The 13,013-nt window shown below is 71.3% G+C and carries 14 protein-coding genes; 10 read left to right on the top strand and 4 right to left on the bottom strand.

Features of this window, described 5'->3' with window-relative positions:
* Positions 1-256: 256 nt before the first annotated feature.
* Positions 257-1,435, bottom strand: coding sequence for a transcriptional regulator (locus ACZ4A5_RS09100; RefSeq protein WP_467580192.1), 1,179 nt, complete (start codon positions 1,433-1,435; stop codon positions 257-259).
* A gap of 303 nt (positions 1,436-1,738) precedes the next feature.
* On the opposite strand from ACZ4A5_RS09100, the gene ACZ4A5_RS09095 reads away from it, so the two are divergent.
* The 5 genes from ACZ4A5_RS09095 to ACZ4A5_RS09075 all read left to right on the top strand — a co-directional run bounded on the left by ACZ4A5_RS09095 (position 1,739) and on the right by ACZ4A5_RS09075 (position 4,410).
* Positions 1,739-1,942 carry a hypothetical protein gene (locus ACZ4A5_RS09095; RefSeq protein ID WP_467580189.1) on the top strand — a complete coding sequence of 68 codons (204 nt, stop codon included), beginning with the start codon at positions 1,739-1,741 and terminating at the stop codon, positions 1,940-1,942.
* Entirely contained in the window at positions 1,939-2,250 is a 312-nt protein-coding gene (locus ACZ4A5_RS09090; protein ID WP_467580186.1) for a DUF7848 domain-containing protein, read from the top strand. Before ACZ4A5_RS09095 ends, ACZ4A5_RS09090 begins: the two co-directional genes overlap by 4 nt.
* A gap of 92 nt (positions 2,251-2,342) precedes the next feature.
* Positions 2,343-2,486 (top strand): hypothetical protein, encoded by a 144-nt coding sequence (locus tag ACZ4A5_RS09085; RefSeq protein ID WP_301886848.1) that lies wholly within the window; start codon positions 2,343-2,345, stop codon positions 2,484-2,486.
* A 9-nt stretch (positions 2,487-2,495) separates the two neighbouring features.
* On the top strand, positions 2,496-3,671 hold the full coding sequence (locus tag ACZ4A5_RS09080) for a methyltransferase domain-containing protein (protein ID WP_467580183.1): 1,176 nt from the start codon (positions 2,496-2,498) through the stop codon (positions 3,669-3,671).
* A gap of 217 nt (positions 3,672-3,888) precedes the next feature.
* Positions 3,889-4,410 (top strand): hypothetical protein, encoded by a 522-nt coding sequence (locus ACZ4A5_RS09075; RefSeq protein WP_467580180.1) that lies wholly within the window; start codon positions 3,889-3,891, stop codon positions 4,408-4,410.
* 10 nt (positions 4,411-4,420) lie between these two features.
* Here ACZ4A5_RS09075 and ACZ4A5_RS09070 read toward each other — a convergent pair whose 3' ends face one another.
* A complete protein-coding gene (locus tag ACZ4A5_RS09070) occupies positions 4,421-5,794 on the bottom strand; it encodes a cation:dicarboxylate symporter family transporter (protein WP_467580177.1) in 1,374 nt (457 codons plus the stop codon).
* Positions 5,795-5,933: 139 nt separating this feature from the next.
* Here ACZ4A5_RS09070 and ACZ4A5_RS09065 point away from each other — a divergent pair, with 139 nt between their 5' ends.
* The 5 genes from ACZ4A5_RS09065 (at position 5,934) to ACZ4A5_RS09045 (ending at position 11,826) form a co-directional block, all read left to right on the top strand.
* A complete protein-coding gene (locus tag ACZ4A5_RS09065; RefSeq protein WP_467580174.1) occupies positions 5,934-7,607 on the top strand; it encodes a sensor histidine kinase in 1,674 nt (557 codons plus the stop codon).
* The gene (locus tag ACZ4A5_RS09060; protein WP_467580172.1) at positions 7,604-8,302 is read left to right on the top strand and encodes a response regulator; all 699 of its coding nucleotides are present in this window, start codon (positions 7,604-7,606) and stop codon (positions 8,300-8,302) included. Before ACZ4A5_RS09065 ends, ACZ4A5_RS09060 begins: the two co-directional genes overlap by 4 nt.
* 125 nt (positions 8,303-8,427) lie before the next feature.
* A complete protein-coding gene (locus ACZ4A5_RS09055; protein WP_467580169.1) occupies positions 8,428-9,792 on the top strand; it encodes an extracellular solute-binding protein in 1,365 nt (454 codons plus the stop codon).
* 1 nt (position 9,793) lies between these two features.
* A complete protein-coding gene (locus ACZ4A5_RS09050) occupies positions 9,794-10,690 on the top strand; it encodes a carbohydrate ABC transporter permease (RefSeq protein WP_467580166.1) in 897 nt (298 codons plus the stop codon).
* 164 nt (positions 10,691-10,854) lie between these two features.
* Positions 10,855-11,826, top strand: coding sequence for an alpha/beta hydrolase (locus tag ACZ4A5_RS09045; protein ID WP_467580219.1), 972 nt, complete (start codon positions 10,855-10,857; stop codon positions 11,824-11,826).
* A gap of 33 nt (positions 11,827-11,859) precedes the next feature.
* On the opposite strand, the gene ACZ4A5_RS09040 is transcribed toward ACZ4A5_RS09045, so the two are convergent.
* Together ACZ4A5_RS09040 and ACZ4A5_RS09035 are read right to left on the bottom strand one after the other, a co-directional pair.
* On the bottom strand, positions 11,860-12,267 hold the full coding sequence (locus ACZ4A5_RS09040; protein ID WP_467580163.1) for an MmpS family transport accessory protein: 408 nt from the start codon (positions 12,265-12,267) through the stop codon (positions 11,860-11,862).
* Positions 12,268-12,342: 75 nt separating this feature from the next.
* Positions 12,343-12,936, bottom strand: coding sequence for a TetR/AcrR family transcriptional regulator (locus tag ACZ4A5_RS09035; protein WP_467580160.1), 594 nt, complete (start codon positions 12,934-12,936; stop codon positions 12,343-12,345).
* Positions 12,937-13,013: the final 77 nt, after the last annotated feature.

Raw genomic sequence — 13,013 nt, 5'->3', positions numbered from 1 at the left:
CGATGCCCACCGGGGGGCCGTAGATCCGGGCGAAGCCGGTCACCACCCCCCCCCCCCCCCCCGCCCCCCCCTCCCCCCCCCCCCCCCCCTCCCCCCCCCCCCCCCCCCCCCTCCCCCCCCCCCCCGATCCCGTACGCGGAGGCTGCTCAGTGGAAGCCGAGCATGCCGAGGGAGTTGATGTCGACCGTGACCACACCGGGCGGATACGCGGCCTCCCGCGACCATCCTCCTCCTGGCCGGAGCAGGCGCTCTGGCCTCAGGCCGCTTGAAGGACCCGGGCCCGCTCGTTGAAGTCGGCTACAAGAGGGTGCTTGCCGAAGGGGATCATGCGCCGTTGTAGATTCTGGACGGCTTCCACACTGCGGGACGACTTCACCCGGCGAGCGAGGTCGAGCGTCCGGACGCCCGCCGCGTGAGCGGCTTCGAGGTCTCGGCGTTGCAAGTGGGTTACAGCAAGGGCCGCTTGGGACATGGCACCGCGGCGAGCCCGGTTCTGCTTGCGGGCGTGCGTGATCGATGCGCGGGCGTGCTCCTCGGCGTGCTCCGGCTGGTCGATGTCGCGGAAGGCGTTGGCCCACTCGCCGCCGAGGTACGCGGGATCGATGAACTTGGCCCACTCGGGTTCGTTGGCCGTGTCGACCTTGGTGAAGTTCTGTTCTGCCTGGTTGATGGCGTGCACAGTGGCCTTCTTGTCACCGAGGACGGCGTGGGCCCTGGCTTCGAGCGTCCAGAGATCGGCGAGGCATGCGGGGGAGCTGGTACGGATCAGCCCCTGTCGGCCGGCTTGGGCGAGGCGCCTTCCCTCGTCAGGGTGCCCGAGCAGCGTCGCTTGGTCCGCCATGCCTGCCAGCACGTGAGCGCCGAGTGCCGGATCCTTGGACTCTTCGGCCAGGCGAAGCGCTTGGATCAAGTAGCGCTGTGCTGTGCCGTGTTCGCCGGAGTCGAAGGCCATCCAGCCCAGAAGGTAGGTCTGCTCAGCCGCGGCTGAGCACAGCGCGTGCCGCACTTCCTCGGTGTGGGTCCGGCGCAGCAGCGGGTAGACGTGCTGGTTCATGTAGGCCGTGAGCGCGAGGCGACCCGAACCGCCGCCCTGGAAGATGTCCATTTCTTGGAACGCGCCGAACATGTTCTTCACGGCCGTCACGTCTTCGAGCCGGACTTGCCGTCCGGGTTCGGGTTGCTGATCAAGGGTGTTGAGGAGCCAGTCACGGGACGGCCCCACTGCTGCGACCGCCGCGAAGGGTGCCCCCGCGAGGAAACTCCGCCTGTCCACGTCCGCTCTCCCTAGCTCTGTGACAGCTTCGACCGTCACGGCCCACGATGAGCTGTAGACGAGCGCCCGGTCAATGTCCGGTGATTCGCCCAACCCGAGGTCGTAGGTCGTGACTCGGTACCCGAAGCGCGCCGAGAAGAGGTCGGCGAGGATGGCCGGCACGGGGTGCCGGGTACCTCCCCGAGGGTCACCCAGCGTCGGACGCTGGACGTGTCGGTCGAGATGTGGGGGTGCCCCCACTCTGCCGCGAGGGATCGAACCTGGCGGGCGAGTTCGCCCTTCGACCACCCCGAACGACTGATCCAGTCGGCGAGCTTCGCGTTCGAATTCTTCACTGCGACCGTCCACAAGATCGACAGGCGTGGTGGATTCACCACGGTTCACCACTACTCCGGAAGCTACCCGCTGAAGGGCGCCGGACGTTGGCTATGCGTGCGACAGGAAGCAAACGCGGAGGCTGGCGATATGAGCAGCAGACGGTACGCGGTAGACACCCGGACGAACAAGCTCGGGGAGCGTATGGGCAGTGAAGGCCCGTACGTACAGCTGCGACCGGTCGGCGGCGGCAGGGAGTGGGACTGCCCGCCGGGCAAGCTGCGCGAGCCCACGGAGGCTGAGTTGAAGAAGGCGGCGGTCCTGGGCACCCGAGTGGGTGGGCGGAAGTCGTGAGCACCCGCAGTGTGATGCGGCACGTGGAGCACGTCATCCGTACGCACCCACAGAGTGAGGTCACCGTGACGGCCTTCTGTCTGAACACTGCTTGCGGATGGACGTTGGCCTCCACGGCGGACCTGGCGGCGGCCGACGAGCAAATGATGGCCCATGCGGGCAAGGAGGGGCAGGGGCACCGGACGTTCGCCCGGACCTTCGAAGACGTGGCCCTCGCGAGCCGCCTGGAGCTGAACAAGGGCCAGCAGGAGGTTCCGCCGCTTCCAGTACACGACGAGGAGCCGCAGCACGAACGCGCGGCCCACTGAGACCCCCGCCCGGTCGCACGCCCTCATACCCGTGAAGCGGAGACGGCCGGGCGGGTCGCACAGTCCATCAACCCAACTGCGAAGGAGTGACTATGGGAAATCGTGGCGGAGGTTCCGGGGACGGGCAGGGCGGAAGCCAGCAGGACGACAGCAACAGCGGCGCCAAGCACGGTGGCGGCGGCTCCGATGAGGGCGGCAACACCTCTGACGGCTCCGGCCCCGCGACGGGTAAGTAGGCGGTGCACGTGATCACACGCACGGAGGAGGCGGGCCCTTCGAGGCTCGCCTCTGCGCTCGTAGAAGCGGGCGCTCTGACCTCTGACTGGCTGCCGACGTTCCAGGCAGTCCCCCGCGAACTGTTCGTCCCCGACCGGATCTGGCCGGGCGTCGCGGACGGCACCCGACAGTCGGCGCTGGTCGACCGCACCAAGGACCCGGAAGCATGGCTCCGGGCGGTCTACTCCGACATACCGCTCACGACGCAGTGGGACGACGGCCGGCACACCGGGGACGCCCTGGGCACCACCCCGACGAGCTCCAGCTCCATGCCGCGCATGGTCTTCTCCATGCTGGCCGACCTCGACGTCCAGGAAGGCCAACGCGTCCTCGAAATTGGCACCGGCACCGGCTGGAACGCAGGTCTCCTCACACACCGGGTCGGCGGCGCGAACGTGGTCAGCATCGAGTACGACGCGGACGTGTCGAAGGCCGCCGTCGAGAACCTCCGGGTGGCTGGCCTGGCGCCACTGGTGCTCGTGGGAGACGGGCGTCTGGGGCACGCGAGCAGTGCCCCGTTCGACCGGGTCATCGCCACGTGCTCTGTCGGGGAGGTGCCCCGGGCGTGGGTCGAGCAGACTCGCCCCGGAGGGGTCATCGTTGCGCCCTGGGGGACCGAGTACGGCGGCGAGTACATCGTGCGCCTGTCGGTTGGCGAAGACAGCACGGCAAGTGGCCCCTTCACCCGCTCCAGTGCCTTCATGCGCTTGAGGCAGCAGCGGACCGAGCGGCCGCCGTTTGATGCCTACCTCAAAGGCCGGGAGTGGCCCGCGGACGGCGTCAAGGGCGTGACGGCACTGTCCCCCGCCGACATCGGCGGGTGGGTCGAACAGTTCGTGATCGGGCTGCACGTACCCGGAACGTTCTGGCGGGCCGAGCGGTACGACCACGGCGCGTACACGCTGTGGACGTACAGCACCGACACCCGGCCGTGGGCGTCGGCCGACTACGAGCCCGGGGCGAGTGAGTACATCGTGGCCCAATCCGGGCCGCGCCGCTTGTGGGACGAGACGGAAGCGGCCTTCCGGTGGTGGGAGGAGAACGGCCGTCCCGGCTTCGACCGCTTCGGGCTCACCGTGGACGGCGACGGGGAACGGGTCTGGCTCGATCCCCCGGACAACCCTGTACCTCGCCTGAGCGCGTAGCTGCCCCGAGCGGCCCCGGTCGGCGTCTCCCACGAGCGCTGGCCGGGCGTTTTCCCGGAGCTGGTGGGCGACGGAGTGGGCGGGGCCTTCGTTCGAGAGCGGCAGACGGCGGTCTGTGGCCCGTCCTCGTCCCCACCGACCGGCACCCGCGCCACCCTCACCGGAAGCGCTCAGCCCGCACCCCTTAAATTGGGCCGCCGCACCACAGGGAGAGCCCATGAAAGACCCGTCCAGCGGGACCATACGTTTCGGCAGTGCCTGCGTCATCGTCGTCGGGCTCGTCGTCGTCGCGCTCGGCGCCGTGAACTCCGCCCACGCCTCCGGGCTGTTCGGGCGGCACGGCACCTTCACCGTGCGGCGGTGCGAGACCCGTACGACCTCGCGTGGCGGCACCTCCACCGACTGCTTCGGCGCCTTCCGGTCCGCCGACGGCAAGACCGTCATGAGCGACGCCGAGCTCGACGTGACGTACGCGACGGGGCGAAGCGTCAGCGCCTCGTGCGGGTTTCCCGACATGTGCTACAAGATCGACGCCGCCGACGCCACCGGCTGGTTCGCCGGGCTGCTGGCCGCGTCGACGGCCCTGTGCTTCGCGGGGCCGCAGCTGGTCCATGGTGCCGCCTGGCGGGGAGAGCGGCACCGCGGGGGGCGGGCGGTGCAGAACCGGCTGCTCAAGTGGCTCTTCTGGAGCGCCGTCGGCAGCGGCGCGGTCGCCGTGGCGTGCGCCGTCGCCATGTGAGGGGCGGGGGTCACACCCCCGCCGCCTCCCGCCGCTCCGGCGCCGGCGCGCCGTGGCCGTCGCCCGCCAGGGAGGACTCGTCGAACGGCAGGCGGCCGCCCAGCACCTCGCGGCAGCGGGCGCTGTCGATCTCCTTCGTCCAGGTGCCGATGAGGACCGTCGCCACCGCGTTGCCCGCGAAGTTGGTCAGCGCTCGGGCCTCGCTCATGAAGCGGTCGATGCCGACGATGAGGCCGACGCCGTCGACCAGTTCGGGGCGGTGCGACTGGAGGCCGCCCGCGAGCGTCGCCAGGCCCGCGCCGGTCACGCCCGCCGCGCCCTTCGACGCGATGATCATGAAGAGGAGCAGGGAGAGCTGCTGGCCGACGGAGAGCGGTTCGCCCATGGCCTCGGCGACGAAGAGGGAGGACATCGTCAGATAGATGGCGGTGCCGTCGAGGTTGAAGGAGTAGCCCGTCGGCACGGTGATGCCGACGACCGGGCGGCTGACGCCCAGGTGTTCCATCTTGGCGATCAGGCGCGGCAGCGCCGACTCCGAGGAGGAGGTGGAGAGGATCAGCAGGAACTCCCGGCCCAGATACTTCAGCAGGGCGAAGACGTTCACCCCCGCCACCACCCGCAGCAGCGTGCCGAGCACCACGATCACGAAGAGCAGGCAGGTCGTGTAGAAGCCGATCATGATGACGGCGAGCGACTTGAGCGCGTCCACGCCCGTCGCCCCGACCACGGCGGCCATCGCGCCGAACGCGCCCACCGGCGCCACCCACATGACCATGGACAGAACGCGGAAGACGAGCTTCTGGACGTGCCCGATGCCGCGCAGCACCGGCTCGCCGACCGTGCCCAGGGACTGGAGCGCGAAGCCGCAGAGGAGCGCCACCAGCAGTGTCTGGAGCACCTGCCCGCCGGTGAAGGCGGAGACCATCGTCGTCGGGATGATCCCGAGCAGGAAGTCGGCGGTCGACTCGCTCGCGCCCTTGGCCTGCGCCGCGCCCGCGTGCCGCAGCGACTCGGTCAGGTGCAGCCCGCTGCCCGGCTCCAGGATGTTGCCGACCACGAGGCCGATGGCGAGGGCGACGGTCGACATCACGAGGAAGTAGCCGAGCGCGAGACCGCCGACCGCGCCGACCTTGGCCGCCTTGCGCACCGAACCGATGCCCAGCACGATCGTGCAGAAGATGATCGGCGAGATCATCATCTTGATGAGGTTGACGAAGCCGGTGCCCAGCGGCTTCAGCTCGACGGCGACACCCGGCGCGGCGAACCCGACCGCGATGCCGGCGAGCACCGCCGCGATCACCGCGAGGTAGAGATAGTGCGTACGGTCCCGGCCGGCCTTCGGCGGGCGGCCCGGCGGTGACTGCGTTACGGACTGCGTGGCCATGGGTCTCTCCCCGTCGTCGCGGCTCCAGGACGCCCCACTCTCCCGAGAGGGGGGCTCCGGCGACTATGCACGCCCGTGTGACTGCGGTCACCCTTGCGTGCATTACGTTCATGGGCCCGCCCAGGTCAGACTGTCCGCCATGCGCAAACCCCGCATACGCCGCCCCCACAGCCTGGCCGGCCGGCTCTTCGCGATGCAGACCGTGCTGGTCGCCGCCGTGGTGGCCGGCTGCGCGGCCTTCGCGTACGCCTCCGACCGCGGCCAGGCCGAGGACTCCGCGCGCCGCGAGGTGACCGCGGCCGCGGCGGCGGTGGCGGCCTCCCCGGCCGTGCGGGACGCGATGCGGGCGGCGGACCCGGCGACGGCGCTCCAGCCGTACGCCGAGCGGGTGCGCCACGACACCGGCGTCGACTTTGTGACGATCATGGACCGGGACGGCACCCGCTGGACCCACCCCGACCCGGACCGCATCGGCGAGCGCTTCCTCGGCCACACCGCCCCCGCGCTCGACGGCCGGATCTTCTCCGAGACCTACACCGGGACGCTCGGCCCCTCCGTGCGCGCCGTCGCGCCCGTCACCGACGGGCAGCGCGTGATCGCCCTCGTCAGCGCGGGCATCACCGTCGACGCGATCAGCGCCGGCGTCAGCCGGCAGCTCGTCGTCCTGCTCGGCGTCGCCCTGGGCGCGCTCGCGCTCGGCGGCGCCGGCACGTACGTCCTCAACGCCCGGCTGCGCCGCCACACCCACGGCATGAACGCCACCGAGCTCAGCCGGATGCACGACTACCACGAGGCCGCGCTGCACGCCGTGCGCGAGGGGCTGCTGATGCTGGACGGGCAGCGGCGCATCGCGCTGATCAACGACGGGGGACGGGAACTCCTCGGCCTGGACGGCGAGGTGATCGGCCGCCGCGTCACCGCGCTGGGCCTGCCGCCCGCGCTCACCGACGCCCTGCTGGCGGCCGAGCCGCGCCTGGACGAACTGCACCTGACCGACGACCGCATCGTGGTCGTCAGCACCTCGCCGGTGTCGGGCGGGGAGCGCAGCGGCACGGTCGTGACCCTGCGCGACCACACGGAACTCCAGGCCCTGTCGGGCGAGCTGGACTCCGTGCGCGGCTTCGCCGAGGCGCTGCGCTCGCAGGCGCACGAGGCCGCGAACCGGCTGCACGCCGTGGTGTCCCTGATCGAGCTCGGCCGCGCGGAGGAGGCCGTCGACTTCGTGACGTCCGAGCTCGAACTCGCCCAGGCCCTCACCGACCAGGTCGTCGCCGCCGTCGCGGAACCCGTGCTCGCCGCGCTCCTCCTCGGCAAGGCCGCCCAGGCCAACGAGCACGGCGTCGAGCTCCTCCTCGCCCCCGACAGCCACGTCGACGACGGCCTGCTGCCGTCCGGCCTCCCGGCCAGGGACCTGGTCACGATCCTGGGCAATCTGCTCGACAACGCCGTCGACGCGGCCGCCGGGGCACTCCGGGCGGAGACCGCGCCGTACGGGGCGGCCGACGGCTCCGGCCGCCGCCCCCGCGTCACCGTCACCCTGCGCGCCGAGGCGGGCGAGCTGCTGATACGGGTCGCCGACAACGGCCCCGGCGTCGCGCCCGAGGCGGTCGACGAGGTCTTCCGGCGGGGCTGGACCACCAAGGCCGGGCAGCCGCAAGGCACCGCCGTGCACGGCCGCGGCCTCGGGCTGGCGCTCGTGCGGCAGGCGGCCCGGCGCAACGGCGGCACGGTCGCGGTCGCCGACGTGCCGGACGGGGGAGCGGAGTTCACCGTACGGCTGCCCCTGCGCGTACGCGAGGAGGCGGTCTCGTGAGCGGCCCGCAGCCGGCCGAGGGGCCGATCCGGGTACTCGTCGTGGAGGACGACCCCGTCGCCGCGGCCGCGCACGCGCTCTACGTACGGCGCGTGCCCGGGTTCACCGTGGCCGGGGTGGCGCACACGCGGGGCGACGCCTCGCAGTTCCTCAAGCGGACCCCCGTCGACCTCGTCCTCCTCGACCTCTGTCTGCCCGACGGGCACGGCTTCCAGCTCATCCGCGCGCTGCGCTCCGCCGGGCACAGCGTGGACGTCATCGCGGTGACCTCGGCACGTGACCTGGCGGTCGTCCGCGAGGGCGTCTCGCTGGGTGTCGTGCAGTACGTCCTGAAGCCGTTCACGTTCGCGACCCTCCGCGACCGGCTCGCGCGCTACGCGGAGTTCCGGGCGGTCGTCGGCGAGGCCAGCGGTCAGGAGGAGGTCGACCGCGCGCTGGCCGCCCTGCGCGCGCCCCAGCCGGCCGCCCTGCCCAAGGGGCTGAGCCCGGCCACGCTCCAGGCGGTGACGGCGGCGATCCGCGAGGCGGGCCCGGAGGGCGTGTCGGCGGGCGCGGCGGCGACGGCGCTGGGCATCTCGCGGATCACGGCGCGCCGCTATCTGGAACACCTCGTCCACACCGGCCGCGCGGCCCGCGCGCCGCAGTACGGGCAGGTGGGGCGCCCGGAACTGCGCTACCGCTGGCTGACGCGGTAAGGGTCCGCCGGGTGCGGGGCGCGCTTCCGGGGCGGGTCCGGTGGCGGCGTCCCGGTTCGGGGAGGGGCGGGGCGGGGAAAACACCGCACGCGTGCCGCAACCCCCGCCCTCCCGTAGGAGGTACCGTGCGCCCCACCACCCCCACGCTCCTCGCCCTCACCACCGTCCTCGCCCTCGCGCCCCTCGCCGCCTGCGGCGGGAGCCACAGCGACCCCGACACCGTGAAGGTCGCCTACCAGCGCACCACGGACAACAAGAACCGGATCATGGACGACTATCTCGCCGGCGTGAAGAAGCAGTTCGAGCGCGAGCACCCGGGCAAGAGGATGCGCCTGATCCCCGTGCAGGCCGCGCAGGCCGACTACTACTCCAAGGTGCAGCAGATGATGCGGTCCGCGAAGACCGCCCCGGACATCGTGCGCGAGGACACCTTCGTCATCAACTCCGACGCCAAAGCGGGCTACTTGAGACCGCTCGACGACAAGCTGACGGGCTGGCGGGACTGGTCACGCTTCGCGCCGTCCGCGAAGGCCGCGGTGCGGGCGGAGGACGGCAGGACGTACGGCGTGCCCGACGGCACGGACACCCGGGGGCTCTGGTTCGACAAGGAGCTCTTCGCCAAGGCCGGCCTGCCCACCGACTGGCGGCCGCGCACCTGGCGGGACGTGCTCGACACCGCCCGCACGCTCAAGCACGCGCTGCCCGGCGTGATCCCCCTCAACGTCTACACCGGCAAGGGCCCCGGCGAGGCCGCGACCATGCAGGGCTTCGAGATGCTGCTGTACGGAACCGCCGCGGCCGGGAAGGACCCGCTCTACGACGCGGGCACGAAGAAGTGGATCACCGGGAGCCAGGGGTTCAAGGACGCGCTGGAGTTCGTCAGGACCGTCTACGCCGAGAAGCTCGGGCCGGACCCCTCGGACGCGCTGGACCCCAACGTCGACACCCATGTGGCCACCGAGTGGCTCCCGTCCGGCAAGCTCGCCATCGACCTCGACGGCAACTGGCTGGGCAAGAACTGGCTGCCGTCCGGCGGCAAACCGTGGCCGCGCTGGTCGCGGGTGATGGGCCAGGCGCCGTTCCCCACCCAGAACGGCGCGGCGCCCGGCGCCGTCAGCATGTCCGGCGGCTGGGCGTGGTCGGTCACCGCGAAGTCGCAGAAGGCGGATCTGGCCTGGCAGGCCGTCGAGACGCTCCAGACGAAGGACAACGCGGTGACATGGGACGTGCGGGACGCGGGGATCGCCGTGCGGGACGACGTCGCGGCGGATTCCACCTACCTCACGTCGATGCCGGGCATCCGCTTCTTCACCGGCCTGGTCAAGGACACGCACTACCGGCCCGCGCTGCCGGTCTACCCCCAGGTCTCCAGCGCGATCCGGGAAGCCATGGAGTCGGTGACGACGGGCGACGCGACGGCCGCGCGGGCCGCCGCCCGCTACGACGACGCGCTGAAGTCGATCTCCGGCGTGAGCGTCGAGGAGCGCTGAGGTGGCGGGCGCCGGATCCGCCGCGCCGCGCCTTCGCCACCGCCGGAGGGGAGCCCTCCGGTGGTGGCCGATCGCCCCGGCGACGACTCTGCTGCTGCTCTTCCTCGCGGGCCCCATCACGTACTGCGTCTATCTCGCCTTCACCGACACGCAGTTGACCGGCCAGGCGTCCGCGTCCTTCGTGGGGCTGGCCAACTTCCGGCGCGCGTTCGCCGACGACGCCTTCCGCAACGCGGTGTTCCTGACCTTCGTCTTCACCGTGCTCTCCTCGATCGTCGGCCAGAACACCCTGGGCTTCGCGCTCGCCGCGCTGATGCGCCGGGCGTCGCGGCCCGTACGCGCGCTGACCGGTTCGATCGTGATCGGGGCGTGGGTGCTCCCGGAGATCGTGGCGGGCTTCCTCCTCTACACCTTCTTCAACCGCCGCGGCACGCTGAACGCCGTCCTCGACTGGCTCCATCTGCCCACCCAGAACTGGCTGTTCACGCTGCCGGTCCTCGCGGTCTCCTTCGCCAACGTGTGGCGCGGCACCGCCTTCTCCATGCTCGTCTACTCCGCCGCCCTGGCCGAGATCCCGCGCGATGTCACGGAGGCGGCGGAGGTCGACGGCGCGAGCGGCCTCCGGCGGTTCTGGCACATCACCCTGCCCATGATCCGCCGCTCGATCGCCACCAACCTGATGCTCAACACGCTCCAGACGCTGTCGGTCTTCGGCCTCATCTGGGCGATGACGCGCGGCGGGCCCGGCGACCGCAGCCAGACGCTGCCGGTGTTCATGTACGACCAGGCGTTCCTGAAGTCCCTGATCGGCTACGGCACGGCGATCGCCCTGCTCCTGCTGCTGGTGGGGGCGCTTTTCTCTGTGGTGTACCTGAGGCTGATGCGGGAGGAGGTCTGAACCGTGTCCCCTGAATGCCGGGAGCGCGCGCGTGTCCGCGGGATCCGTGTGTTCATGGGTATGTGGTGTACGTCAGCCGGGGCCGCCGCCGGGCGTCGCGCGCCCGACGCGGGCTCGTCGGGGTGGCGTCCGTGGTCGCGGCCGGGCTGATCGCCTGGCTCGCCATGAGCTACTTCGAGATACCCCCCTTCACGGACAAGGGGGATCCCGTCAGCTACGGCGCGGCCGAGGAGCGGGGCGTGCCGCCCGCCGACTCGGGCACGCTGATGCCGACCGGCCCGGCCGCCGCGTTCGCGAACGTACGGACGCTGGACGACGGCACCCACATCAGCGTCGTCACGCTGGAGGGCCGGAAGTCCGGCTTCAAGGGCAAGGTGTGGGTCTGGGCGCCCAAGGAATACACGGACGACCCGAAATTCGCCAGGAGCGGCTTCCCCGTGATGATCGCCCTGCCCGGCGGTCCCGGATACGGCACCAATTACTGGATGGGCGGCTTCAAGCTCCAGGAGAACATCGCCCAGTGGTACGACGAGGGCAAGAGCAAGCCGTTCCTGCTGGCCATGCCGGTGCTCAATCCGGGGCCGGACGACAAGGGGATCTACTGGGACGGCAGTGACATACCCGGCCAGCCGAAGATGGGCACCTGGCTCACCGAGGACGTCCCGGACTTCATGAAGGCGAACTTCCGCACCCTGAAGTCGCGGGACGGCTGGGCGTTCATGGGGTCCTCCACCGGTGGCTTCGCGGGCCTGAAGGCCGTGCTGAAGCACCCCGACACCTTCAAGGCCGTCATAGCCAACGGCCCGGACATCGTGCCCGACTCCCCGCTGTGGCGCGGCCACGAGAAGGAGATGCGGGAGAACAACCCCGAGGTCCTCGCGAAACGGCTGATCGCCGCCAAGGGGCCGGACGTCTATCTCGCCTTCCAGGTCGGCACCCGGGAGAGCAACAAGAAGACGATGCCCAACGTCCGGAATTTCATGGCCACTTACGGCAAGGGCCCCATTCACACGTATCTGCACGTGATAGAGGGCGGCAAGCACGACGGCGCGTCGTACGCCCCCAATCTGGGCCGCGGTCCGATCCAGTGGATCAGCGAGCGGATGGCGGGGCCGACGCCGTCGGCGGGTGACTGACCGGGTCGCCCGCCGTCCTCAGGCGAGCGCTCCTCAGGCGAGCGGGGAGACCGCCACGCAGGACGCCGGCGCCGAGGCGTCCTGCGATGTCTCGGACGTGAGGACCTTGCCCTTGTGGGTGATCCGGCAGGTCACCTCCGCGGCACCAGTGGCCTGGACCGTGGGGGCCGCGATGCCCTTGAGGGTGACCGTCTTCCTCCACGGCAGCGCGGCGTCCGTGACGGTCTCCAGCCGGGGCTCGTTCGCCGTGCCCTTGCCCGCGTTGAAGTCGACGGTGGCGGTGCCGGACCCGGTGATCTCGTACGTCACCTCGTACGTCTCCTTGACCGCCTTGTCGACGCTCTCGGTCACCTTCTCCTCGGCGGCGCCGCAGGCGGCGAGGGCCAGGGCGGAGCCGGTGACGGCCAGGGTGGCCAGGGCGTTGCGGAGGGTGCGGTGCACGGGGGTTCCTTCGACGGTCGGAAAAGCCGAGGTCATCCAATCGCAAAGGGGAGGTAAAGGCAAAGGCGGGCCGGGCTACGGCAGGCGGGCCACCAGCGCCGCCGCCTCGTCCGCGGGCAGGCCCGACGCCGTCAGCGTCGTGATCGCCGCCGAGCGGCCCGCCTCCTCCGGGGCCAGGACGCCGTCGTTGACGGCCTGCATCAGGCCGAAGACCACCTGCTCGCGCACGTATGTGAGGGCCTCCGGCGGCAGGGGGGAGGTGAAGCGGCCCTCCTTCAGGCCGCGGCGCAGCTGTGCCGCGCCCGCGCGCCGCACCGGTTCCAGGCGCTTGAGGATGCCCTCCATCGTGACGCTGCGCTGGGCGAGGGAGATGAGCAGGCGGTAGCGGTCGGCGATCTCCCAGACGCCGAGGATCGAGCGGGCGAGTGCCTCCGCCGGGTCGGTGACGCCGCGCATGGCCGCTGCGTGCGCGGCCCCCACCGCCTCGGCCGCGTCGTCGATGAGCGCGCCGACCAGCGCCTCGCGGCTGGGGAAGTGGCCGTAGACCGTGCGCCGGACGACCCCCGCCGCGCGGGCGATCTGGTCCATGCTCGCGTCCGGGTCGCGCAACAGCTCGGTGAGCGCGACGTCCATGATGCGGCGTCTGTTGGCGTCCGCTCTCCCGGCCATGGGTTCTCTTCTCGGTCAAGGGGGTGTGTCGAGGGGTGCGCGGCACGGCCCCGGCCCTCATTTTGCACACCGCGGCC

The sequence above is a fragment of the Streptomyces sp. NPDC025618 genome, assembly GCF_055558795.1.
This window is presented reverse-complemented; position numbering and strand designations above follow the sequence as displayed.

Bases quoted from the DNA above. Each gene is read 5' to 3' on its own strand.
- ACZ4A5_RS09095 (WP_467580189.1), top strand. From the start codon at position 1,739: ATGAGCAGCAGACGGTACGCGGTAGACACCCGGACGAACAAGCTCGGG.
- ACZ4A5_RS09085 (WP_301886848.1), top strand. From the start codon at position 2,343: ATGGGAAATCGTGGCGGAGGTTCCGGGGACGGGCAGGGCGGAAGCCAG.
- ACZ4A5_RS09075 (WP_467580180.1), top strand. From the start codon at position 3,889: ATGAAAGACCCGTCCAGCGGGACCATACGTTTCGGCAGTGCCTGCGTC.
- ACZ4A5_RS09070 (WP_467580177.1), bottom strand. From the start codon at position 5,794: ATGGCCACGCAGTCCGTAACGCAGTCACCGCCGGGCCGCCCGCCGAAG.
- ACZ4A5_RS09065 (WP_467580174.1), top strand. From the start codon at position 5,934: ATGCGCAAACCCCGCATACGCCGCCCCCACAGCCTGGCCGGCCGGCTC.
- ACZ4A5_RS09045 (WP_467580219.1), top strand. From the start codon at position 10,855: ATGAGCTACTTCGAGATACCCCCCTTCACGGACAAGGGGGATCCCGTC.
- ACZ4A5_RS09035 (WP_467580160.1), bottom strand. From the start codon at position 12,936: ATGGCCGGGAGAGCGGACGCCAACAGACGCCGCATCATGGACGTCGCG.